Origin of the sequence: Nonomuraea sp. NPDC050478, from assembly GCF_044458265.1 — a bacterium.
In the GTDB taxonomy this organism is placed as follows: domain Bacteria; phylum Actinomycetota; class Actinomycetes; order Streptosporangiales; family Streptosporangiaceae; genus Nonomuraea; species Nonomuraea ferruginea.
On the sequence record NZ_JBITHT010000003.1, the window covers coordinates 906285 to 929043 of the forward strand.

Genomic DNA, 22759 nt, shown 5'->3' on the forward strand with positions numbered 1-22759 from the left:
CCTCCACTGTACGAGCCCGCCCCGACGCCCAGATTCGTGGAATACTGAGCGTGCCCGTTCGAGTACGGAGGGACAGATCTGATGGTTGCCATGGCGATCCGGCACGACGAGTACGCGAAGCTCGCCCCCACCAGCGAGAAGCGGATGCCGGAGACCGCGCGAGAGCTGTTCGACGCACTCCCCGAACTCCCCGGTTTCCGGGCCGACGTCATCGAAGGAAACCTCATCGTGAGCCCTGTCGGAACCCCCGCCCATGGCCGCTCCGCCATGCGCCTCAACCGAGCTCTGGCCCCTCTCATGGATGAGCGGGGATGGGAGTCGTGGGTCGGAAACGTCGATGTGTGCGTCGAAGGCCCACGTGAGCCTGTGGAGCCGGACTTCGTGCTGGCACCGCTCAACTGCCCGCTCTGGGGCGAGCGCGAGCTGCGGTCGTCCGGGCTGATCATGGTCGCCGAGGTCGTCTCGACCGGTAGCGCGATCAGGGACCGTGAGGAGAAGCCGCTCCTCTACGCCACGGGCGGCATCCCGATCTACCTGCTGATCGACCTCGTCGCCAAGACTCCCTCCGTCACCGTCTACAGCGAGATCGGCGACAGCGGGTATCTCGCCCGCGCCACCGTCCCCATCGGCACGCCCCTGCGCCTGCCCGCGCCGATCGACTTCGAGCTCGACACGTCGATCTTCAAGGCCTGAGGCGGTCCATCGCCTTGGCGATGCGCTTCTCCGACACCGGGGTCGGGGTGCCGAGTGTCTGGGCGAAGAAGCTGACCCGCAGTTCCTCGATCATCCAGCGGATCTCCGCCACGTCCGGGTCCGCGCGCCGGCCAGGGGGCAGGCGTTCCAGCAGGTCGTGGTAGTCGTCCTCGACCTTGTGGACGCGGTCCATCCACTCCTCGTCACGCCACGGGTCCTCCGGCAGCTTGGTGAGCCGGCGGTCGACGGCGCGCAGGTAGCGCAGCACGTCGGGCAGGCGGGCGTGGCCGGTGGCGGTGACGAAGCCCGGGTAGACGAGCCTGCCGAGCTGGTCGCGGACGTCGTCGGCGGAGGCGCTGGAGCGCATGGCGTCGAGCTGGATCCCGGCGGCGTGCCACACCGTCAGGATCTGCTCCACCCGGCCCAGGATGCCGGCCGCCGTGTCGTACAACTCGGCGCGGACGTGCTGGTAGAGGCGGTCGTAGGCGGCGGGGTCCCAGACGGGGCCGCCGAGGTCGCGCATGAGCTTGTCGGCCGCGGCGTCGACCACGTCCTCGAAGAGGGCCACGGCGCCGCCGTGCGGGCTGCGTGACAGGGCCAGCTTGGCTTGGTTCGACAGCCCCGACAGCAGCGGCTTGGCGGGGTTGGCGACGTTCAGCAGGAGCAGACGGCGGGTGCCGGCCCAGTGGGAGCGGCGCTGCTCCGCCTCCGTCTCGAAGATCTTGATCGAGACCGAGTCGCCGGCGTCGGCCAGCGCCGGGTAGCCCTTCATCCGGCCCTGCTCGAACACCTTGGGCAGGGTGCCGAAGCTCCACGTGCGCAGCCCGGTGCGTTCGAGGCCGTCGCCGGCCTCCGAGAGGGTCTTGCGCAGGCGCGGGGCGAGGCGGCGCTTGAGCGCCGCGAGGTCCTTGTCCTCGGCGATGGCGCGCCGGCGCTCGTCGATCACCCGGTACGTGATGCGCAGGTGGTCGGGAACCTGGTCGAGCTGCCAGGCGTCGCGCGGCACCCGCACGCCGGTCAGCCTCATCAGCTCGCGCTCGACGGCCTCCAGCATCGGCTCGGCGCCCGGCTCGGCGTTGGCCAGCACCTGCCTGGCGTAGTCGGGGGCGGGCACGAAGTTGCGGCGCAGCTGCTTGGGCAGCGACCTGATCAGCGCGGTGACGAGCTCCTCGCGCAGGCCGGGGATCTGCCAGTCGAAGCCGTCGGAGGTCACCTGGTTGAGCAGGTGCAGCGGCACGTGGACGGTGACGCCGTCGGCGCCCTGCTGATCGTCCGGGTCGGGCGCGAACCGGTAGGTCAGCTTCATCCGCTGGCCGAGCTGCCGCCAGGTGTCGGGATAGTCGCGGGCGCTGACGTCGGCGCCCTCGTTGACCAGCATCTCCGGCGAGAAGGTGAGCAGGTCGGGCTGGTCGGCGCGGGCCTTCTTCCACCAGGAGTCGAAGTGGCGGGCGGAGACCACGTCGGCGGGCAGGCGCTGGTCGTAGAAGTCGAACAGGGCCTCGTCGCCGACGAGGATGTCGCGGCGGCGGGCGCGGTTCTCCAGCTCCTCGACCTCGCCGAGCAGCCGCCGGTTGTCCTTGAGGAACTTGTGGTGGCTGTCCCAGTCGCCCTCGACGAGCGCGTGGCGGATGAACAGCTCGCGTGACAGCTCGGGATCGATGCGCCCGTAGTTGACCTTGCGCCCGACGACGAGCGGCACCCCGTACAGCGTGACCTTCTCGTACGCGATCACCGCCCCCTGGTTCTTCTCCCAGTGGGGCTCCGAGTAAGTGCGCTTGACGAGGTGCTGCGCGAGCGGCTCCACCCAGTCGGGCTCGATCTTGGCGTTGACCCTGGCCCACAGCCGGGAGGTCTCCACGAGCTCGGCGGACATCACCCACTGGGGCTGCTTCTTGGCCAGCGCGGAGCCGGGGAAGACGGCGAAGCGGGCGTTGCGGGCGCCGAGGTACTCCTGGATGGGGCGGCGGCCGTCGGAGGCGCGCTGGCGGTCCATCACGTCCTTGACGCCGACGTGCGACAGCAGGCCGACCAGGAGCGACTTGTGGACCAGCTCGGGGTCGGCCGGGTTGCTGTTGGGGTGCGCGCCGAGCGACTGGCGGATCTGGCTGTAGATGTCCTGCCACTCGCGTACGCGCAGGTAGTTGAGGAACTCGGACTTGCACAGGCGGCGGAAGGCGCTGGAGGAGAGCTCCTGCTGCTTGTCGCGCAGGTGGTTCCACAGGTTGAGGTAGGTGAGGAAGTCGGACTCGGGGTCGGCGAAGCGGCGGTGCTTCTCGTCGGCCTGCTGCTGCTTGTCGGCGGGGCGCTCGCGCGGGTCCTGGATGGACAGCGCGGCGGCGATCACCATGACCTCGCGCACGCAGCCGTTCTTCTCCGCCTCCAGCACCATGCGGCCGAGCCGGGGGTCGACGGGCAGGGTGGCGAGCTTGCGGCCGATCGGGGTGAGCTTGCCGTGGGCGTCGAACGCGCCGAGCTCGTGGAGCAGGTTGACGCCGTCCTTGACCTGGCGGCGGTCGGGCGGCTCGACGAACGGGAACGCCTCGATGTCGCCCAGCCCGATCGAGGTCATCTGGAGGATGACCGAGGCCAGGTTGGTGCGCAGGATCTCCGGGTCGGTGAACTCCGGCCTGGCGAGGAAGTCGTCCTCCTCGTAGAGGCGGACGCAGACGCCGTCGGAGGTCCGGCCGCAGCGGCCCTTGCGCTGGTTGGCGCTGGCCTGCGAGATCGCCTCGATGGGCAGGCGCTGCACCTTGGTGCGGTGGCTGTAGCGGGAGAGGCGGGCGTAGCCGGGGTCGACGACGTACTTGATGCCGGGCACGGTCAGCGACGTCTCGGCCACGTTGGTGGCCAGGACGACGCGGCGGCCGGTGTGGCGCTGGAAGACGCGGTGCTGCTCGGCGGCGCTGAGCCGGGAGTAGAGCGGCAGGATCTCGGTGTTGCGGAAGTCGGCCTTGGCCAGGGCGTCGGCGGCGTCGCGGATCTCGCGCTCGCCGCTGAGGAAGACGAGGATGTCGCCGGGCCCCTCGCCGGTCAGCTCGCGGCAGGCCTCGACGATGCCCTGGGTCTGGTCGTCGTCCTCGCCCAGCGGGCGGTAGCGGACCTCTACGGGGTAGGTGCGGCCGGACACCTCGATGATCGGCGCGTCGCCGAAGTGGCGCGAGAACCGCTCGGGGTCGATGGTCGCGCTGGTGATGATGACCTTGAGGTCGGGGCGTTTGGGCAGCAGCTGCTTCAGGTAGCCGAGGATGAAGTCGATGTTGAGGCTGCGCTCGTGGGCCTCGTCGATGATGAGCGTGTCGTACTGCTCCAGCATGCGGTCGTGCTGGAGCTCGGCGAGGAGGATGCCGTCGGTCATCAGCTTGACGAGGGTGCGGTCGCTCGCCTGGTCGGTGAAGCGGACCTTGTAGCCGACGACCTCGCCCAGCTCGGTGTGGAGCTCCTCGGCGACGCGCTCGGCGACGGTGCGGGCGGCGATGCGGCGCGGCTGGGTGTGGCCGATGAGGCCGCGCACGCCCCGGCCCAGCTCCAGGCAGATCTTGGGGATCTGGGTGGTCTTGCCGGACCCGGTCTCACCGGCGATGATGACGACCTGGTTGTCGCGGATGGCTTCGAGGATGTCGTCCCTGCGCTGGGAGACGGGCAGCGCCTCCGGATAGCCGATCTCCGGCACGCTCTCGCGGCGGCGCTGAAGGCGCCGCTCGGCACGTTCCACGTCGGCGAGGATCTCCGCGGCGATCTTCTCCCGCGCTTCGCGGGAGCGCACCCGGCGCACGCCGTCGAGCCTGCGCCGCAGCCGCCGCTGGTCGCGCGGCATCAGGTCGGGCAGGCGGGCCTGAAGCTCTGTGAGAGAGGAGGACGGAGAGGACAACGCAGGAGTTCCCATACTGCTTTCAGGATATTCGGGCCCCGCGTGCCGGGAGCCAACGGCCCATCGTGCCCGACGGGCGCGTCGCGCGCATCTCGAATTCCGTTGACCGTGATCGCCCGCGACCGGCCCACTCTCCCCAGAGTTGCATCGTGGGCGACCACGGTCATAGATGAGACTCCCCTAAGCGGAGATCGGTTGCCATGAGTCATGGTCACGTTTTGGCCCGTGGTGTGGGCGGTCCGTCACCCAGCGTGCGCGCCGGCCTGGGCCGCCGCCCGGGCGGCGCCGATGATGCCCGCCTGGTTCAGCAGGGCGGCCGGGACGACGGGCGTGTCGAGGCTGATGTGCGGCAGGAACTTGCCGGCCTTCTTGCTCACGCCGCCGCCGATGACGATCAGGGAGGGGGTGAACAGCATCTCGACGTGCCTGAGGTACTCCTCCACCCGCTCTGCCCACTTGTGCCAGCCCAGGCCGTGCTCCTCGCGCGCCCGGTCGGAGGCCCGGTGCTCGGCGTCCGTGCCGTGCAACTGCAGGTGACCCAGCTCGGTGTTGGGCACGAGCACGCCGTCCGCGAACAACGCGCTGCCGATCCCGGTGCCGAACGTCAGCATGAGCACGACGCCGGGCTGCCCCTGCCCCTTGCCGTACGTCATCTCGGCCATGCCGGCGGCGTCGGCGTCGTTGAGCACGGTCGCGCCCCCGAACAGGTCGCCCGCGTGCACGCCCGCCCACGAGCCTTTCAGGTTGACCGCGGTCCTCACCACGCCGTCCACGACCACCCCGGGGAACGTCACGCCGACCGGGCCCGTCCAGTCGAAGTGCCGGACGATCCGCGCCACCGCGTCCGCGACGGCACCCGGCTCGGCGGGGTGCGGGGTGGGGATGCGCAGCCGCTCCGCGGTCAGCTCGCCGGCCCGCACGTCGACGGGCGCGCCCTTGATCCCGGAGCCGCCGATGTCGATGCCCAACGCGTCCATTCCCCTTCACTCCCCTTCAGACAGCGCGAAAACCTGCTTCGAGACCGTACTGAACCGGAATCCCGGATCTCGCGTATCTCGCGTCACAAGCGCTAACAAGGAGGCACGGATGCGGTTACGCATCATCACGGCCTGCGCTGTCGCCGTCTCGACGGCAGCCACCCTCACCATTCCCGCGCAGGCCACCACACCGAAGCAGAACCGGTTCGACGTCGTCGGCCTGGTGTCCGATGTCCGCGGGAAGGCGGCCGTCACCGATCCCAATCTGGTCAACCCGTGGGGGCTGGCCATGGGCAAGACCCTGTGGGTCTCCAACGCCGGGACGGGAACCGCCACCGTCTACTCCGGCCAGGGCAAGAAGGAGCGGACCGAGGTCGCCATCCCCGGCGGCGCCCCGACGGGGCAGGTGTTCAACGGCGGTGAGGGCTTCACCGTCAAGGGCAAGCCCGCCACCTTCATCTTCTCCAGCCCCAGCGGCGCGATCACCGGCTGGAACGCCGAGGTGGACCCGAAGAACGCGATCATCGGCGCCTTCACCCGCGGCGCCGACTACAAGGGCCTGGCCATGGCCGAGACCGACGACGGCGCGTTCCTGCTCGCCGCGGACTTCGCGGGCGGCCGTCTGCACGCCTTCGACGAGGACTTCCGGCGCATCAGGCTGTCGCGCTCGCAGTTCAGGGACCGCACGGTCCCGGCCAACTACCACCCGTTCAACGTGGAGGTCGTGAACGGGAACGTCTGGGTCGCCTACGCCCTGCGCGACTCGGAGACCGGCAAGTCCGTGGCCGGCAGCGGCAAGGGCTTCGTCAGCCGCTTCGACCTGAACGGCCGTCTGACCGGCCGCATCGCCCGGGTCGGCCTGAACGCGCCGTGGGCGATCACCAAGGCGCCGCGCGGCATGGGCAGGTACGCGGGCACGCTGCTGGTCGGCAACTTCGGCGACGGCACCATCCACGCCTACCGCGGCAACCGCCACCTGGGCGCCCTGCGCGCGGCGGACAACCGCCCGATCACGCTGCCGGGACTGTGGGACCTGGAGCCCGGCACGGCCGCCATCGGCGGCGAGAACACGCTCTGGTTCTCGGCCGGCTCGGACGGCGGCAAGCACGGGCTCCTCGGCATGATCAGGCCCGCCGGGACGAAGGCCCCGACGCCGGCGGCGACGCCGACCACCGACAGCGGGAACCAGTCGAAGTCGCCGTACCGCGGCTACTGACCCCGGCCTTTCCGGCACGGCGGACCTGGGCCGTGCCGGGAAGGGGGTCACGACGGCGGCAGCACGGCCGCGAGGTCCGCGACGCTCCGGAAGTGCACGCCGGTCATGCCGAGCGCCCTGGCGGCCACCACGTTCTCCAGCCGGTCGTCCACGAACAGGCAGCGTCCGGGCGCGACCCCGGCCAGGTCGGCGGCGAGCTCGTAGATGCGCCGGTCGGGCTTGGCCAGGCCGACCCGCGCGCTGCTGACCACGGCGTCGGCGAAGGCCGTCAGCTCCAGCCGTTCGAGATGATCCTCCAGGGTGTCCATGGCGTTGGTGACGAGCACCAGGGGCATCCGCGCCCGCGCCGCCGCCAGCAGCGCCCGCACCTCCTCGTCCACCCGGAACGGCACCGCCATGAACTCCTCGACCGCCTTCTCGGCCTGCTCTCCTCCGCCTAGCGCGACGACGATCGACTCGGCCCACTGCGCCTCGGTGATGTGGCCGAGCGTCGCGGGCATGATGAGCGCCGGGTCGAAGGCGGTGGACGCCAGCGGCAGCCCGTAGCGGGCCTCGATGTCGGCTTGGACGGCATGGTCGAACTGGCGCAGCACGCCGTCGAGGTCGCACAGGATGGCGTCGAAGGTCGTCACGACCCCCATTGTGGCCGAACGCCGGAAGCCCGGCCGATGACGGTGCGCGGGATTCGTTGATACGGGATCGCCCAGGACAAAAGTCCTGAAGCGAGTGGCGGCACTACCATCTCGGAGGCAGGATTCCGTCTCGGAATGGTAGGGCATGAACGATCATCGGCTGCCGGGCGAGCTGTGCCGGCTCTTCGCCGACGGCGGCAGGGGGCGCGGCCTGTCGGCCGGGCTGCCCGAGGGCGAGGTGATCTGGCCCGATCCGGGCTACACCGGCCAGGGTGAGCCCGTCAGGCCCGCGTTCTGGATGAGCGACGAGCCCGCGACGGGCGACGACTGGCGGCGCTTCCGCGAGGAGCATCCGCGCAGCGGGCTGTGGCCGGTCCTGCTGGACGAGTCCGCCCAGCCGTGGTCGGTGGGGCAGGTGGTGCCGGACGATCCGGTGCAGATCGACCACTTCACCGCCGAGGGCTTCATGGCGGAGGTCTGGGAGGAATGGGTGGCGCAGATGCCGGCCGACGCGCTGGCCGAGCTGGAGCCGTACGGGGCGATCTGCCCGGGGCTCGCGCCCGCGGGCCGGCCGGTCGCCGATCCCGACGTGGTGGCCGCCTGGTACGCGGACGAGCTGGCGGTCAAGGGCATGCCGCTGGGGCTCGTGGCCGCGGAGAGAGGGGCCGACGCGCTGGCCGCGATGGGGTGGCAGGGCGCGCTGCACCACAACGAGTGGATGGTGCCGCTGGCCGCCGTGGTGCGCAGCTGGGAGGACCGCTTCGGGGCGCGGGTGGTCGGCGTCGGGTTCAACACGCTGGAGATCAGCGTGGCCGCGCCTCCGGCCGATCAGGAGCACGCGCTGCACGTGGCGGCCGAACACTGGACGTTCTGCCCTGACAACGTGCTTCAGGGTCCCGGCGACCTGCACGGGTACGCCGGGCAGCTGATCGGCTCGCACGCCTGGTCCTTCTGGTGGGACTGACGCGCGGGCGCCGCCGCCCCGGGCCGGGGCGGTGCCCTCGGCCCGGACGGCGGTGTTCCGCGGATCATGGCAGCAGCGCCACCGCCCCGTAGTTGCCCGAACTGCCGGGCTGGTCGGCGCAGGCGTCGTCGTCGCCGTCCGGCCGCCACTCCGGGACCCACACCAGCCCCGGTTCCAGCAGTTCCAGCCCTTCCAGCAGGGCTTCGAGCTCCTTGCGGGTACGGACCGCGTGTCCCGGCAGCGTCATCGCCAGCAGATCGTTGATCGCCGGCAGCAACTCCCGCGGGATGCCGTCGAACGTGGTCTGCAGCAGGGCCAGGTAGCTGCCCCGCGGCGCGTTCTCCCGCAGCCGTTTGATGACGTGACGGGCCTGCTCGTCGTCGCTCACGTTGTGGCCCGAGACCACGACCCAGGCCATGGGCCGGTTCCAGTCCACGAACGTGCGCACGACACGGTCGTCCAGGATCTCGTCGATCTGCGGGATGTCACCCTCGACCACCCGCACGAGATCGGTGATCGGCTCGATGGTGGCTTGCGCGTTGGCCAGCACCATCGGGTCGTTCTCGATGTACACGACCCGGGCGGACGCCGTGCGCGGCGTCTCGCGTGCGATGTCGTGCAGCCTGCGGCCCGGTGGCAGGCCGCTCGGCACCCCGCTGCCCACGATCAGGAACTGGTCGACGCCCTCCAGCGCCAGGTGGCGTACGACCCGTGATAAATACCCGAGAATGGCTTGTGCGGCAGCAGTGGTGATCTCGGCGGCCACGTCGTAGCGGTTGACCGCCTCCCTGTCGGCTCTGAAGTTGTTCTTTCCTCCCGTCGCCGCGTCGAGTATGCGGGTAACCCGTGCATGGGTAGTGTCGAGATTGGCCAGGTTTCGGATAGCCCGCTGGCGCATTGGGTGTCGCCCCTTTCCCCTCGCCCACTTTCTGTTGGGAAAGTTCCGGTTGCTGACCCCACTCGGTTGCCCAAATTCATAATGGTGGAAAAATCCCTTTATCCAAGCACCCAGCCCTAGATTTTTTGGGATTTATGCTCTTTCGTTCTATCGGGTGTGGTGGAACGATCAATTCCCCACGGCGCGGGCGAGCCTGTCGCGGTGGGCGCACAGCGTCTCAAGGGTCTCGTCGCGGGTGGTCGTGGTCACCGACAGCTTGGTGAAGGCCTGGTGATAGGCCTCCACCTGAACGGCGTCCGTGATCAGTTCGTCCGCCTCCAGCGCGTGCGCGCACGCGATGTCGGGCTCGAACGCCTCGTCGAAACGCCAGAGCGTGAACGGGCCGGTACGCGGGACGTAAGCGGGATCCTCCATCGGCACGATATGCAGAGAGATATTGGGGCGTTTGGCGAACTCGATCAGCCGGTTGAGCTGATCGAGCAGCACGGGGGTCTCGGTGATCGAGCGCAGCAGCACGCCCTCGTCCATGACCGCCCACACGACCGGTCCGTTCGGCCCCAGGATGAGCCGCTGGCGGGCGGCCAGGATGTCCACCGCCGAGTCGGCCGTGGTGTGCCGGAAAGATCCCATGTCGGCCGCCGCGATCGCCGCGAGCGCGTAGTCCTCGGTCTGCAGCAGCGGCGGTACGAAGTGGGTGTGATAGGTGCGGATCACCGACGCCCTGCTGTCGATGGAGCAGGTCGTGGCCAGCCATACGGGGAAGTTGCTCGAGTCGTACCATTCGAGCTCGCGCTCGCCGCGCGCGATCGACAGGACGTACTCGCGGGCGGGCATGGCGGTGACGCCGTACAGGGTGAGCAGGCGCTCGACCGTGGCGGGGGCCGGGGCGATGCGGCCCTGCTCGACCGCCTCGACCGCGATGGCGCCCTTGCCGAGCACGGCCTCCACCTTCTCCGGCGACAGTTGCGCGGCCAGGCGCAGCGAGTGGAGCCGCTCGCCGAGCGCGCGGCGCACGGACTCCTCCAGCGGCGCGGCCGCGTCGGGGATCTCCATGGCGGGCTCCGGGTCCGCGGGCAGGTCCTCCGCCTTGCGGGCCAGCTCGATCACCCCCCGCAGGACGGACAGCGAGCTCTCGGAGAGCCCGGATGCGGACAGGCCGATGCCGGCCGCCCGGAGCTGCAGGTCCTCGACCGTGCCGGCCTCGACGTGATCCTCGCCCACCAGCCAGCCCACGCTCACCTGGAGGCACGCGGCCAGCGCCCGCAGCACCTGGAGGGTGGGGTTGGTCTGCTTTCCCGTGCGCAACTGGCTGACGTAGGCGCGGGTGATGGGGATTCCGGCCTCGGTGAGCGCTGCGGCGACCTGAGCACCCGTGAAACCGCGCTTGGCCAGCGCCAGGTCGAGTCGCTCGGCGAACTTCGCCACGCATGCCTCCTGCTACCCGTAATACGCAATCAAGCGTAGACCTGACCCCTCGGCGGGACGTCCTGACCGGACAGGTCACCCTTCCCGCACCCGGGGCATCTTCTTTCGGCGAAAACTGAGAGTTGACACACTATCCCGCATCTAGCCAGTATCGTACGACACGTGGAAACTGTTACCTGACAGCCGGACGCTCAACGGAGCCGCTCGGCAGGGAGGTGGCCGGACGTGACCATCGATCACCAGGTCAGTCCCTGGTTCACCAGAACCCCGGTCTCGCCAGTGCAGGAGCGGGTGATCCAGCGCATCTGCGCGCGGTCATCCCCCGACGGCGAGCCGGTCAACGTGTCAGACCTGCCCTTCGGCGGCGTCCAGATCTGGATCGACGGCGACGGTGACAGGTGGAGCCTGTACCACCGGATGGCCCGCGAACTGCGGCTCGCGGGCTGGCATGTCGAGCCGGCCGCCGACCGGCTGCTGGTGCTCGGCTGGAGCGCCGACGGCCTGACGCACCGCGTCCAGGTGCTCGCCGCCGCGCTCGCGGGCCGGCTCGCCGACTACGACCTCACCATCTTCACGGCGGTCACCATCGCCACCCGGCTGCGCCAGGAAGGGCGGCGGGCCGGGAGCATCGTCGCCGAGGTGGAGGCGCGGCTGCGCGAGGACCTGCGCTGGCCGGACCGCCTGGAGGACCTCGACGGCCTGCAGCGGACCGCCACCCTGGAGCCGCTGCGGCTCCGGCTGGCCCAGGTCGTGGGCCTGGAGGCGAAGGTGCGGCGGCGCTGCGCCGAGCACCTGTCGCTGGCCGTCCGAGTGGCGACGACGGTCGCCGGTGGCCGGGTGCCGCCGCGCGTCCGCCCGGCCCGGCTGACGACCTGCCTGTCCGAGCGCGTGGTCGCGGCCAGCGTGCCCAACCGGCCGCCCGGCCTCTCCGTCCCTCCACTCCCGGACGCCTGCGCGCCGTCGCGATGACCCGCCCCCCGGCGCACCACTTCCCCGGCCCGGCCCCCGGCCCGGACCGTCGCCCCGCGCCCGCACGGCTGCCAGGCGAACCTCACCGGCCCACGTACGCCCCCATGACCCCGTACGAGCCGGAACCCGCACACCATCACCGGGACGCCGCACAGCCCGGCGGCGTGCCCCGTGTGCCCTCCCCCGTCTCGGCCGGGAGGCGCATCCAGGCGGGAAGCCCCGGCTCCCCCGTCTCCGGGCGGGCCCGCCGGAGCGAACCAGGGAGGAGAGGTGTTCCCCGGCGGACCTCCGCACCCGGGCAGCGGCGTTCTGACGTGCGGGTGGGCGTGCGGCGGGTGTCCGCTCCGCGCCGGCGGGGGTTCGTGGGGTTGCGGGTGGTGGCCGCAGGGGTGGCCGGTGTCGTCATGGGGGATTGGGTGGCCGGGATGCTGGCCGCGCCGATGCTGGACCTCGATCCGCTGGCGGTGGCGCTTCCGGCGGCCGGGGTCGCGTGGGCGGTCACCGTGAACCTGGTCGCGATGGCGGCGCTGCCGGCCGTCGCCGGGCGGATGGCCGACCTGGCGGGACGGCGGGGCGTGCTGGCCGTCGGACTGGCCCTGTACGTGCTGGGAGCCTCGGCGGTGATCGTCGCACCGTCGTGGCCGGTGCTCGTCGGGGCCCGGCTGGGGCAGGGGGCGGGTATCGCGCTCATGGTCCCCGCCGCGCTGGCGATGCTGCTCGCCGCGCTGCCGGAGCGGCGGCGGCCCGGCGGGGTGGCGCTGTGGACCGCGGCCTGCGCGGCCGGGGTGCTGGGGATGCAGGCGGGCGGCGGATGGCTGCTGGCCACGTTCGGATGGCGCGGGCTCTTCCTGCCGGGGGCGGTGCTGGCGACGGCGCTGTTGCTGTTCGCCCCCGCGCTGCCCCGGTCTCTCGGTGCTCCGGGCCACGCCTCGGCCCCGCGTGCCCTGGCGGGCGCGGTCCTGGTCGTCACGGGGATCGCGGCAGCGGTACTGACCCTGGCCAGGGGCGGCGTGTGGGGCTGGACCTCCGCACTGACACTCGGCTGCGCGGGCGCGGCGACGCTGCTCCTCCTGACGGCGACGCTGACCCTGAGACACACACCCGACCCCGAAGCCGCAGACTCCGCGACCACACGAACCGACCTCGGCTGGACCGCAAGCTCCGCAGAGGCACGGGCAGGGCTCGGACGGACGGCAGACTCTCCGGGCACCGTGCTTACGCGGGCGACAGGGCAAGCTGGGCGCGGACGAGCCGCAGCCCCAGCGGACCCGCAGTCTGACTTCAACTGGACCGCAGACTCCGCAGAGGCGCGGGCAGATCTCGGACGGGCGGCTAACTCTCCGGACACGCGGGCTGGGCTCGGGTGGGCGGCGGGCGTGTCCGGGGCGTTCGGTGGTGTGTTCTTCGCTCTGCTGGCGACCGGGCCGGCCTACGTGGCGGGAGTTCCCGTGCTGGACGGGAGCTCCGGCGCCGGGCCCGGGTGGCTCTGGCTGGTGCCCGTTCTGGTGGGGACGGCCGCGGCGGCTCCGTTCGCGGCCCGGGTGGGCCGACGCCACGGGATGGACGGGGTCGTGCTCGGCGGCGCGGTGGCGCTGGCCTCCGGGTGCGGATCGCTGCTGGCTGGTCCGTACCCGCTCCTGGTCCTCGCCGGCGCCCTGCTGGCGGGGGCGGGGCTGGGCGCGCTGGCCACCGGCGCGCTGACGACGGGCACGGCCGCGGCCGGGCAGGGGAACCTCTCGGCCGGTGTGGGCGCGGTCGAAACCGCCCGCGTGGTGGGCGCGGCGGCCGGGCTGGCGGGTGCGGCGGTCCTGACGACGAGCGGCGTCCCAGGGATCACCGGCGCCGGGCCGGACGCCGTCCTGCTCGCCTGCGTGGCGGTGGCGGTCCTGACGGCCGCCGCCGCGTCGTGGCGGATGGTGACGGCACGACGGCGCCGCGCCGTACAGGCCTCTCTGCGCGCGGCGCGGCAGGAGGCCGAGTCACTGCGCGGGCTCCTGCTGGAGCTCCGCGCCACCTTCACGGAAGTACGTGGCCAGGCCGATCGAGAGCTGGTCCGCCTCGGCCTCCAGGACGTTCCAGCCCCTTGGGGCAACCCCCATGGACAGGAGTGATCATGCTCACCGACGAGGTCCGCGGCCCGCGGCACCACGGCGTTCCCGTACGCGGGACCCGGCCGGCCGATCAGCGCTCCGCGAGGACGGCACACCGGCTGCACGGCATCCGGCACGTGTCCGGACGGACGGTCGCCCCGGCCGACGGCTTCCCGGACAGAACGCCTGACGTGCCGCCCGAGGAACCCGGCGGGAGGGCGGCATGAACCGCGGCAGGGTGGGCGTGCTGGTGCCGCCCGCCAACCCGTCGGCGGAGCCCGAGCTGACCCGCCTGCTCGGCTCCCGCGCCGACATGCACGTCAGCCGGTTCCCGGTACGCCCTGGATTGGCGATGGCCGAGCGGCTGGAGAGCTACAACGCGGCGCTGCCCGCGATGGCGTGCTCGTTCGGCGACCTGGCGCTCGACGCGCTCGTCATGGCCTGCGACGGCCCCCGCTACCTACTCGACCCGGACGAGGACCAGGACGAGTGCGAGCGGATGAGCGAGCGGTTCGGGGTGCCGTTCGCGACCGCGACGGTGGCCATCATGGAGGCGATCGGGCACCTCGGGGTGGAGGAGGTGCACATCGTCTCGCCGTACCAGCCGTGGCTGACGGAGCTGGCCGAGCGGTTCTGGAAGGCCGCGGGCATGCGGATCGCCGGGGTCGTGCCGGTGCGGGCGCAGGGCGGTTTCTCCCCGTACGACATCACCCCTTCGGAACTGGTCGACCAGGTGAAGCAGACGGACCTGCCCGTCGACGCGGTGCTGCTGTTCGCCTGCAGCGGAATGGCGACGCTGCCGGTGCTGGGCACGCTCGGCGCGGGCAACGACCGGACGCTGCTCACCTCGAACCTGTGCAGCGCGTGGTGGGCGCTGTCGCGGGCGACGGGCCGCCCGGTCACGCTGAATCGGCCGCCCTCGCGGGCGGCCGCGCACGGGAGGGCGTCATGACCGCCTTCCCCGCTCCTTGGACGGGGGTCGCCGGCACCACGCCCGCGGCCGGCGTGGACGGTGCCCGATCCGGCGCCGGCGACCCCGAACCCACCCTGCCGGAGGCCGTCTAGCGGGCCCCCTGACGTAGCCAGGGGCCGGGCGAGGGACGCCGTGCTAGCTGGAGGAGTAGTCGATCATGTGGCGGACGCTGTCCAACGAGGCGCGCGAGGCCATCGGCAGGCTGTGCGAGCAGCATGGAAGGCACCTGTACGACTACTGCCGCACGGGCCTGTCGGCCTCCGACGCGGAGCTGGCCGTCGCCGGGGCGCTGCTGTCGGCGCATGTGCACGGGGAGCGGCTGCGCGACCGGAAGCGGCTGCGTCCGTGGCTGTACGCGCTCGCGCGGTGCCATCGCGCGGCCGTCGCGGCGTCCAGGCCGGCCAGCCCCGGCTCGTGGACCCGGCCGGGCGCGCCGGGCGAGGTGGCCGACGCGCTGCGGGCGCTCGACCCGCCGCACCGGGAGCTGCTGGACCTCTCGGTACGGCACGAGCTGGCGAGCGCGGACATCGCCGTGATCTTCGACGTCTCCGCGATCGAGGTGAACACCATGATCGCGGAGGCCGCCGACCGGCTGGAGGAGTGGGTCGCGGCGGTGCGCGCGGCGCGGACCCGCGACGGGTGCGCGCGGCTGGCGGTGCGGGTGACGGACTGGGCGAGGGCGCCCGGCCGGCGCAACCGCACCCGGATCGCCCGGCACGTCCGCTCCTGCCAGGCCTGCCAGGCGGCGCCCCGCGAGGGGGTGCGGGCCGGTGTGCTGCTGCTCGGCCTGCCGCTGGCCGCGATCCCTGACACGTTACGCGACCAGCCCGCTTGGGGTGACCCGCTGCCCGGCGATCCGGCGGCGTGGCGCTCCGACGGGTTCCCGGCGCAGGCGCGCGGTCTGATGGAGCCGCCGCCCGCGCTGATCTCCCTGGTCCCCGGCCCCACGACGGGCACCAGGGAAAACTCCTGGCCGGTGGCGGGCGCGGCCGCCACCGGCCAGGAACCCTCCGGCGGCGGCCCGCCGGAGCCCGACGAGCCCGGCTCCCGGGCGCGCCGGGGACCGTCCGCTTCGCCGGGCACGGCCGAGGCTCTGCTGCGGGCGGCCCACCAGACGGGCGAGCGCCTGGTGCCCACCGGCACCACGGGGCTTCCCACGCCGCCCGCGGGCCACGACTCCTCCTCGGGCGACACCATCCCGTACCGCAAACGCGGCGACTTCCCCCCGATGCGCGTCCCCACGGAGAAGAAGACCGCCCCGCCGCACTGGGGCACGGCACAGGAGGAACGTCCCGCCGAGGCACCCTTCGGGGAAGACCCCTTCGACACCGGCGCGTCACCGGACCGGGCCGACTCCGCCGCCCCGCCGGACGAACCGCGAGACGGTACGGACGAGAACGCGGAAGCCGCCGAGGTGAGCGGTGACACGGACAGGACACGCGACGACGGGAGCGCGCCGAATGCGGGTGACGAGAAAGCTCCGCCGAACGCCCCCGCGCCTCCCCGGGGCGAACGCGGAATCGACCCCACGACCCTCCGACGCGGGAACGAGACACCACCTCGGTGGGACGCGACCGAACCCGGCACGCCGACCCGCTCGGGCGATGGCGAGCACGGAGGCGACACAGTCCCCCGCCGGAGCCTCCCCGGACTAGGTGGCAAGACACCGCCGCGCTTGAGCCCTGACGGGCTCGGGACCATCAAGCCACCTCCCTGGAGTTCCGGCCGACTCGGGGATGAGACACCACCTCGCTTGAGCCCTGACGGACTCGGGACCAAGAACTGGGGTTCAGGCGAGCTCGGGGACGAGACACCACCTCCCGACGGGCTCGGCCCCGAAAAGCCGCACTCCTGGAGTTCTGGCGGGTTCGGGGATGAGACGCCGCCTCGGTTGGGTGAGGGCGGGGTGGACGGGTGGATCAGTGTGCCGTTGCCGAGGCGGAGTGACGACCCGCCGCGGCAGCACGCGCCGATGCGGACGCTGGATCCCGGGTGGCGGAGCGGCAGGACGCCGGTGACCCAGTACGGGGACAAACTGGTGTTCGCGAACCCGCCCGTGGAGAGTCCTGCCGGGAGCCACGGGGAGACGTGGGACGAGTTCTGGCGGGAGCGACCGGACGAGGACGACCCGGAGGCCAGGATCTCGCTGCAGTGGCTCGTACGGGCGGCGCTGATCGTCGGTGTGGTGATGCTGGTGGCGGGCCTGGTCTGGGCAGGGATCCAGAGCCGCCAGCGCCAGGCCCCGGCCACACCGGACCCGGCGACCGGCCAGTCCCCGGCGGATCCAGGAGCCACGGCGGGAACGGAACAGGCACCGGCCGGCCCCCAGGCCACGACAGACCAGGATCAAGCACCCGCCGACCCCGGAAGTACCCAGGTACCGGCGGACACCAGCGCGCCAGCGGACTCGGAAGACACCCAGGCGCCCGCGGACACCGGCCCATCCGGCAACGCGCTATCCGACGCCCGTACGTCCGATGACCCCGGAGGCACCCAGGCGCCCGCGGACACCGGCTCACCCGCCGACCCCGCGGACACCGCAGCCCCGGTGGACGCGGAAGGGCAGGGAAATGCCTCTCCCCCGGCGCCCGGGGCGGCGATCTCGCCCACGTCCGTGAAGCTGGGCGAAAAGCGGTCCGGGACGTTCAGGCTGACGTGCACCGGGGACTGCCGCGTCACCTCGTTCTCCGGCACGAACGGCATCGCCGTCTCCGGCAACGCCTTCACCGTCGCCGCCCCGGCCGCCCGCCCCGGCTGCCTGGGCCCGCCTGTCACCGAGTCCGGCGTCGTCACCGTCCACTGGACCGGCACCGCCAAGGGTGACGGCGAGACCACCGAAGGCACGACCACGGCGGACGGAACCCTCACGCTCATGGTGTCGTGGACCGTCACCCATGACAGAGGCGCCCTCATCCCCGACACGAACGGAGGCGGCTATTGGAGCAACTGCCCACGAACACGTGAATGACCAAGGCGAAGATGCACACACGAGCAAGAGGGCCTCGGGCGGAGATCCGCCCGAGGCCCGGTCACTGCGGCAGGTCAGGTCAGAAGAACGAGAACTCCCGCTCCGGCTCCGGCAGGGTCACCTCCCGCGGTCCGATGAACCTCGCCCTGTCCTGCGGCACGCTCTCCAGCGGCGTCCCGAGCACCACCGGGAACGCGATCGAGCTCTTGGACAGGTCGACGGTGACGTTCGCCCCGGTGCCCATCTCGTTGCTGTAGTTCGAGTCGGTGCCGGCGATCACCAGACCGATCCGGTGTCCCTTCTTGAAGATGTAGTCCTGCGGCAGGGTCTCCCACTTGACGCTCCCGTACGTGCCGACGGGCAGCGGTGCGGAGCGGCTGAGCGAGAGGCGGTTCTGCACGTCGATCCAGCCGCGCGCGACGATCTCGACCGGCCGGTTGACGGTGTTGGTGACGACCTTGCGGTAGCAGGCGTCGTCCCCGGCGGTGCTGTCGCCCCAGCAGTCCTCCTCGGTCAGGGTGGTGATGCCCCCGCCGCGCCGCCAGTCGACGCGGGTGTCGTCGCCGAAGTCGACGAGCAGCGCGGTCAGGTTGGCGGTCGGCTTGTCGAGCTTGACCCGCAGGTCGGCGACCGGGGTGCCGGACAGGCGCAGGTCGAGGGGCAGCTCACCGGTGGTGTACGCGATCCGGCCCGGCTTGGCGGTGCCGACGTCGGACACCATGTCGGACTCGGTCATGCGTACGTCGGTGAAGCTCGCGGTCGCCTTCTTGCCGGGCAGGAGGCGGAGCGAGCCGTCGGCGGCCGGGCGCAGGGTCAGCTTGTGGCCGCGGGGCGCCGGCCAGTCGCGCTCGGTGATCCACTGGGCGGGAGCGACCTCGATGTCGGCGCGGGGCTCGCGCATGATGTCGTTGCGCACGCCGTGCAGCCAGTGGTCGAACCACCGGTGCAGCGTGTCCACCCAGAGCCCTCTGCGGCCCTCGAAGTCGAACGGGTCCACGTGGGCGGTCTGGCCGAGCCAGATCTTGCGGGGCACGCCGCGCTTGGCCAGCGCCTCCCACCACTCGGAGAAGTTGTCGGGCTTGACGTTGAGGTCGTTGACGGTGTGCGCGACGAACACGCTCGCCCGTACCTTGGAGACGTCGCCGAGCAGGCCGTTGATGTAGTCGCGCTCGGCCCAGAAGGCGTTGTGGTCGCCGGTGTCGTCGCCGTCCTCGGCGTCCATCCGGTCGCGCACGGCCTGACACTTGGGCTCGGGGTCGGTGTCGATGTAGTTGGCCAGCCAGGAGGCGTAGTCGTAGTTGTAGATGACGCCGTTGGAGCGCTGGTACTTGTACCAGGAGCTGATCGCGGAGATGGGCACGATCGTCTCCAGGCCGCGCACGCCGGTGGCGGCGACGGCGTTGGCGAGCGTGCCGTCGTACGACTTGCCGATCATGGCCGACTTGCCGGTGGTCCAGTCGGCGACGGCGGGGCTGCCGTCGGCGCGGTAGGCCTTGGCGCGGCCGTTGAGCCAGTCGATGACGGCCTTGCCGCCCAGCACGTCGGCCTTGCCCCCGATGTCGGGGCAGCCGTCGGACCGGGTGGTGCCGAGCATGTCGACGTTGAGCACGCCGTAGCCGCGCGGCACGAAGTAGTTGTCGTAGAAGAGCGGGAACTTCACGACGTTGCCGGCGTCGTCGTAGACCTTCCGCTCGCCTTCGTTGCCTCGACCGGAGTTGTCGTAGTACGGGCTCTCGTCGATGATGACGGGCACCCTGAGGCCGGGGCCGGACTCCTTGGGCCTGATGATGTCGACACGCACCCGGTCGAGCCTGCCGTCGGCGTCGCTGTCGACGGTCGACTCGACGTACACGTGTTCGCGGATGGCGTCGGCGTAGGAGAAGACCGGCTGCGTGCGGCCGTTCTCGACGGTGATCTCTGGAGCGGTTGCCGCCTGGACGGGGGTGGCCGTCCCCACGATGAGGGCGGCGGCGATGAGGGCCGGGCGTAAGGGTGGCACGCGTGACCTCCGGGGGGCTGACAAAGTACGAGCAATCTCTCAGACCCCCGACGCCCTGACAAGATCTACCCCCCGCCGTCCAGCCCCCTGTCCGAGCCCTTTGCCACACCCGTTACGAACCCCACGAGCCGAAACACCGCCCGCACCACGCCACACACCCGCACGGCCCGCGCGCGGCCATGGCCACCGCGGGCCGACACGAGCAGCCCGCCGCCCACAGCGACGACGTGCGCGGAACATCACCTCCAGAGCGGGCGGGCGCTCCCCGGAGATGACGATCGTCTCCGCCTTGTCCTCAACCTGCGGACCAGCTCCCGCCCGACGCCACCACCGCCAGCAACCCGCCACCCGCTGGGGCGAGCAGCATCATGTACGGGGACGTCCGTGATCACCTCCAGAGCGGTTCGGGCGCTACCCCGATCGTGTCCGCCTTGTCACCGACCCGCGGGTCCGGCTCGCGCCCTCGGCGCGGCAACCGCAGCGCCACCACCGCCAGCAACCCGCCACCGTCGCAGCCGCCAGCAGTCCGTACGGGGAACGCCCGTGATCACCCCTGAAGCGCGGCGTGCGCCTACCCCGAGATGACGATCGTCTCCGCCTTGTCGTCGACTGGCGGGTCCGGTTCGCGTCCTCGGCGCGGCAACCGCAGTGCCGCCACCGCCAGCAGCGCGCCGCCTGCTGCGGCGAGCAGGAGTGTGTACGGGGGGACGCCGACGGTGGATGTTACTGGGGCGGGCGCGGCAGAGGCGGCGGGTGCAGCGGAGGCGGTGGGGGCGGATGCCGCGGTGGGAGGGGCTGGGGAGGCGTCCGGTACGCCTTCGAGGTCGGGGATGCCCGGGGGACGGATCACGCCCCAGTAGTCCACGGTCGGCTCACGAAGGGCCTTGACCAGCTCGGGGTCGAGGGGGTTGATCTCGATCCGGCCCGGCACGGTGAGGGTCCCGATCTCGTACGGCTGGAACATCCCCTGCACGCCGGTCAGCTTGTGGACGCCCTCGGGCACGTTGACGGCGGCCGCGTAGTGGCCGGGCTCGGGCAGCGGGCTGCCGGGGAACTCGCGGACGAGGCCGTCGGCGCCGGTCAGCCGCAGCGCGGTCGGGCCCAGCTCGCCCTCGAACGGGTGGGTGCCGTGCTGCAGGACCCAGAACCCGATCGTGTACGACGTGCCGGGAGCCAGCGAGGACGGCACCGGATCGAGATACGTGAGCGCCCACCCGCCGGACGCCGAGGCCGGGGGCGCGCCCGCGATCAGCGCGGCAGCGGCGGCCAGGATGACCATCAACCTTCTCATGTCACACCTCCGGCCGTGATACACCGCCCGGCGGTCCCAGGTTCCCGAGGGCGGTGCGTTTCCCGCCCGCGCGACGCAGAATTGAGGGGCCATGCGGGGGATCCGGCGAGATGCGAGGAGGCCCGCGCCGTGTTCGCCACCGGACGCGAATACCTGACGGGGATGCTCGACGTCCTCGTGCACGAGGGGATGCTGGCCGAGTGGCGGCGCGAGTCGCCCGACGGCTACGTGCTCCGCACGCATGAGGGCGAGGAGGTCACGCTGACGTCGTCGCAGGCCGCGATGTGGACGCACGGCGCGTTCGCCGCCTATCTGGCCCTGGTCGACCAGGGCCGCATCAGCCCTCGGCTGCCGGGCGGCACGTGATCAGGGGTTGCGTGCCCGGCCGAGGATGTGGGCGAGCGGGGGCGCGCCGGGGATCCGGTGGGTGAACCGGTCGTGTTCCTCGATGACCAGGCCCGCGGCGCCGATGGCCGCCGCCGTGTCGCGGTTGGGGTGGCAGCCGCCGGCCACCCGCGACCACACCGGGGTGACCAGGTCCTGCAGCAGCCCGCGGACGGGCCGGTCGGAGCGCACGTGCTCGAAGAAGCGCAGCTCGCCGCCGGGCTTGAGCACCCTGCGCAGCTCGGCGAGCGCGCCCGCCGGGTCGGGGACCGAGCAGAGCACGAGCGAGACCACCACCGCGTCGAACTCGGCCGGCCCGGACGGCAGCGCCCCGGCGTGGCCGGGCACGACGCGTACGGGCACGGGGGCGGTGGCCGCGGCACGCTCGGCGGCGGCGCGGAGCACGTCGTCGGGTTCGACCGCGACGACCTCGCGCACGCCCCGCGGGTAGTGGGGGAAACTGAGCCCGTTGCCGGCGCCGACCTCCAGGACGCGGCCGCTCAGCCCGTCCAGCAGGCGCGTGCGCAGCTCGCCCGTGACGGGCTCGGCCCGCCGGCTCATCCGGTCGTACGCGCGGGCGAACCGGGGATGCTGGAACCGCGAGAGATCCTGCATGGCTCCCACCGTATGCGGACAAGCCGGGCGACGGCGCCCGGCGTACCGGGCGCCGACGCCTCGTTCAGGACGCGCTGTTGCTCATGTAGCGGTCGATCTTCCAGGAGTCGTTGTCCTTCATCAGCAGGAAGAACCCGCGGGTCGCCTCGGCGCCCTGGCCGGAGGACGCGAAGACGAAGGCGCTCTTGCCCATGGTCTCCGACTCCTCGATGCTCGGCGTGCCGCCGCCGCCCTGCTGACCCTTGAACAGCTCGGTCAGCGCCTGCGTGCCCTCCGCCGTCTCTTGTCCCTGCACCGCCGCCACGCCGTCCGAGGTGAACATCTTGGCGGCCTGCTCGCCGTTGCCCGAGGCGAGCGCCTGGTAGAACTTCTCCACCACCGACCGGGGCGAGCCCTTGCCGGTCTCGGTCGGTGTCGCCGTGCCCGTTTCGCCGGGCATCGGGCTTTCGGTCATGCCGGGCTCGGTGCCCGTCGGCGAGGCGGGGCTCGCCGCGCCCTTCATCGCTTGTCCGGTGCCGCCCGCGGCGCAGCCGGCGGTGAGTAGGGCAGGAACGACCATGGCCAGCAGGACGCCCCTGCGCAGGAATTTCTTGCTCATGGCCGCAGTGATGCCCGCCCCGGTCGTCCGGGAATGCGCGCTTGATCCAGTCCGGACGAGTCCTTTACCGGCTGCGGATTACTCACACGAATGGTTCACCCGATTTGTCGAGATCGTTCAGAGGTGCGATCGTTGCCACCTCGATACCAATTTGGCGAGGCGTCGCCTATAGCGTCCCTTCAGTGCCGCAAATTAAGGC

General features: G+C 71.8%; 18 protein-coding genes. 9 read left to right on the top strand and 9 right to left on the bottom strand.

Annotation, left to right across the window (positions count from 1 at the left end; genetic code table 11):
* Positions 1 to 90 precede the first annotated feature (90 nt).
* Positions 91 to 693, top strand: coding sequence for a Uma2 family endonuclease (locus tag ACIBF7_RS18490; RefSeq protein ID WP_397197655.1), 603 nt, complete (start codon positions 91 to 93; stop codon positions 691 to 693).
* Here the strand turns inward: ACIBF7_RS18490 and hrpA are convergent.
* Both hrpA and ppgK read right to left on the bottom strand, forming a co-directional pair.
* Entirely contained in the window at positions 683 to 4576 is a 3894-nt protein-coding gene (hrpA, locus tag ACIBF7_RS18495) for an ATP-dependent RNA helicase HrpA (protein ID WP_271275945.1), read from the bottom strand. The genes ACIBF7_RS18490 and hrpA overlap by 11 nt on opposite strands.
* A gap of 227 nt (positions 4577 to 4803) precedes the next feature.
* Positions 4804 to 5538 (bottom strand): polyphosphate--glucose phosphotransferase, encoded by a 735-nt coding sequence (gene ppgK / locus ACIBF7_RS18500; protein WP_271275946.1) that lies wholly within the window; start codon positions 5536 to 5538, stop codon positions 4804 to 4806.
* A gap of 109 nt (positions 5539 to 5647) precedes the next feature.
* Here ppgK and ACIBF7_RS18505 point away from each other — a divergent pair, with 109 nt between their 5' ends.
* Positions 5648 to 6754, top strand: a complete 1107-nt coding sequence (locus ACIBF7_RS18505; protein ID WP_397197656.1) for a TIGR03118 family protein — start codon at positions 5648 to 5650, stop codon at positions 6752 to 6754.
* A 47-nt stretch (positions 6755 to 6801) separates the two neighbouring features.
* Here ACIBF7_RS18505 and ACIBF7_RS18510 read toward each other — a convergent pair whose 3' ends face one another.
* Positions 6802 to 7386 carry an HAD-IA family hydrolase gene (locus ACIBF7_RS18510; protein WP_222708871.1) on the bottom strand — a complete coding sequence of 195 codons (585 nt, stop codon included), beginning with the start codon at positions 7384 to 7386 and terminating at the stop codon, positions 6802 to 6804.
* Positions 7387 to 7531: 145 nt separating this feature from the next.
* Here ACIBF7_RS18510 and ACIBF7_RS18515 point away from each other — a divergent pair, with 145 nt between their 5' ends.
* Entirely contained in the window at positions 7532 to 8350 is an 819-nt protein-coding gene (locus tag ACIBF7_RS18515) for a DUF4253 domain-containing protein (RefSeq protein ID WP_148030248.1), read from the top strand.
* 64 nt (positions 8351 to 8414) lie between these two features.
* Here the strand turns inward: ACIBF7_RS18515 and ACIBF7_RS18520 are convergent, their stop codons facing one another.
* Positions 8415 to 9248, bottom strand: coding sequence for an SAM-dependent methyltransferase (locus ACIBF7_RS18520; protein WP_148030247.1), 834 nt, complete (start codon positions 9246 to 9248; stop codon positions 8415 to 8417).
* A 168-nt stretch (positions 9249 to 9416) separates the two neighbouring features.
* Positions 9417 to 10673 (bottom strand): helix-turn-helix transcriptional regulator, encoded by a 1257-nt coding sequence (locus ACIBF7_RS18525; RefSeq protein WP_148030246.1) that lies wholly within the window; start codon positions 10671 to 10673, stop codon positions 9417 to 9419.
* A 225-nt stretch (positions 10674 to 10898) separates the two neighbouring features.
* On the opposite strand from ACIBF7_RS18525, the gene ACIBF7_RS18530 reads away from it, so the two are divergent.
* From ACIBF7_RS18530 to ACIBF7_RS18550, 5 genes are all read left to right on the top strand, one after another.
* On the top strand, positions 10899 to 11642 hold the full coding sequence (locus tag ACIBF7_RS18530) for a hypothetical protein (RefSeq protein ID WP_148030245.1): 744 nt from the start codon (positions 10899 to 10901) through the stop codon (positions 11640 to 11642).
* Positions 11643 to 11956: 314 nt separating this feature from the next.
* The gene (locus ACIBF7_RS18535; RefSeq protein ID WP_397197657.1) at positions 11957 to 13753 is read left to right on the top strand and encodes an MFS transporter; all 1797 of its coding nucleotides are present in this window, start codon (positions 11957 to 11959) and stop codon (positions 13751 to 13753) included.
* 2 nt (positions 13754 to 13755) lie between these two features.
* Complete coding sequence (locus tag ACIBF7_RS18540; RefSeq protein ID WP_148030243.1) at positions 13756 to 13959, top strand: hypothetical protein; 204 nt, start codon at positions 13756 to 13758, stop codon at positions 13957 to 13959.
* A complete protein-coding gene (locus ACIBF7_RS18545) occupies positions 13956 to 14684 on the top strand; it encodes a hypothetical protein (protein ID WP_397197658.1) in 729 nt (242 codons plus the stop codon). The genes ACIBF7_RS18540 and ACIBF7_RS18545 overlap by 4 nt, the downstream gene beginning before the upstream one ends.
* Positions 14685 to 14862: 178 nt before the next feature.
* Positions 14863 to 17673 (top strand): hypothetical protein, encoded by a 2811-nt coding sequence (locus ACIBF7_RS18550; protein ID WP_397197659.1) that lies wholly within the window; start codon positions 14863 to 14865, stop codon positions 17671 to 17673.
* A gap of 79 nt (positions 17674 to 17752) precedes the next feature.
* Here the strand turns inward: ACIBF7_RS18550 and ACIBF7_RS18555 are convergent, their stop codons facing one another.
* On the bottom strand, positions 17753 to 19672 hold the full coding sequence (locus tag ACIBF7_RS18555; RefSeq protein WP_397197660.1) for a Xaa-Pro dipeptidyl-peptidase: 1920 nt from the start codon (positions 19670 to 19672) through the stop codon (positions 17753 to 17755).
* Between the two features lie 571 nt (positions 19673 to 20243).
* A complete protein-coding gene (locus ACIBF7_RS18560) occupies positions 20244 to 20963 on the bottom strand; it encodes a hypothetical protein (RefSeq protein WP_397197661.1) in 720 nt (239 codons plus the stop codon).
* 129 nt (positions 20964 to 21092) lie between these two features.
* Between ACIBF7_RS18560 and ACIBF7_RS18565 the strand changes: the two genes are divergently transcribed.
* The gene (locus tag ACIBF7_RS18565) at positions 21093 to 21329 is read left to right on the top strand and encodes a hypothetical protein (protein ID WP_148030238.1); all 237 of its coding nucleotides are present in this window, start codon (positions 21093 to 21095) and stop codon (positions 21327 to 21329) included.
* Here ACIBF7_RS18565 and ACIBF7_RS18570 read toward each other — a convergent pair whose 3' ends face one another.
* Positions 21330 to 21962, bottom strand: a complete 633-nt coding sequence (locus ACIBF7_RS18570) for a class I SAM-dependent methyltransferase (RefSeq protein WP_271277878.1) — start codon at positions 21960 to 21962, stop codon at positions 21330 to 21332.
* Between the two features lie 64 nt (positions 21963 to 22026).
* Positions 22027 to 22560, bottom strand: coding sequence for a YybH family protein (locus ACIBF7_RS18575; protein ID WP_397197662.1), 534 nt, complete (start codon positions 22558 to 22560; stop codon positions 22027 to 22029).
* Positions 22561 to 22759: the final 199 nt, after the last annotated feature.

Bases quoted from the DNA above. Each gene is read 5' to 3' on its own strand.
- ppgK (WP_271275946.1), bottom strand. From the start codon at position 5,538: ATGGACGCGTTGGGCATCGACATCGGCGGCTCCGGGATCAAGGGCGCG.
- ACIBF7_RS18540 (WP_148030243.1), top strand. From the start codon at position 13,756: ATGCTCACCGACGAGGTCCGCGGCCCGCGGCACCACGGCGTTCCCGTA.
- ACIBF7_RS18490 (WP_397197655.1), top strand. From the start codon at position 91: ATGGCGATCCGGCACGACGAGTACGCGAAGCTCGCCCCCACCAGCGAG.
- ACIBF7_RS18570 (WP_271277878.1), bottom strand. From the start codon at position 21,962: ATGCAGGATCTCTCGCGGTTCCAGCATCCCCGGTTCGCCCGCGCGTAC.
- ACIBF7_RS18520 (WP_148030247.1), bottom strand. From the start codon at position 9,248: ATGCGCCAGCGGGCTATCCGAAACCTGGCCAATCTCGACACTACCCAT.
- ACIBF7_RS18550 (WP_397197659.1), top strand. From the start codon at position 14,863: ATGTGGCGGACGCTGTCCAACGAGGCGCGCGAGGCCATCGGCAGGCTG.
- ACIBF7_RS18545 (WP_397197658.1), top strand. From the start codon at position 13,956: ATGAACCGCGGCAGGGTGGGCGTGCTGGTGCCGCCCGCCAACCCGTCG.
- hrpA (WP_271275945.1), bottom strand. From the start codon at position 4,576: ATGGGAACTCCTGCGTTGTCCTCTCCGTCCTCCTCTCTCACAGAGCTT.
- ACIBF7_RS18560 (WP_397197661.1), bottom strand. From the start codon at position 20,963: ATGAGAAGGTTGATGGTCATCCTGGCCGCCGCTGCCGCGCTGATCGCG.
- ACIBF7_RS18575 (WP_397197662.1), bottom strand. From the start codon at position 22,560: ATGAGCAAGAAATTCCTGCGCAGGGGCGTCCTGCTGGCCATGGTCGTT.
- ACIBF7_RS18515 (WP_148030248.1), top strand. From the start codon at position 7,532: ATGAACGATCATCGGCTGCCGGGCGAGCTGTGCCGGCTCTTCGCCGAC.
- ACIBF7_RS18505 (WP_397197656.1), top strand. From the start codon at position 5,648: ATGCGGTTACGCATCATCACGGCCTGCGCTGTCGCCGTCTCGACGGCA.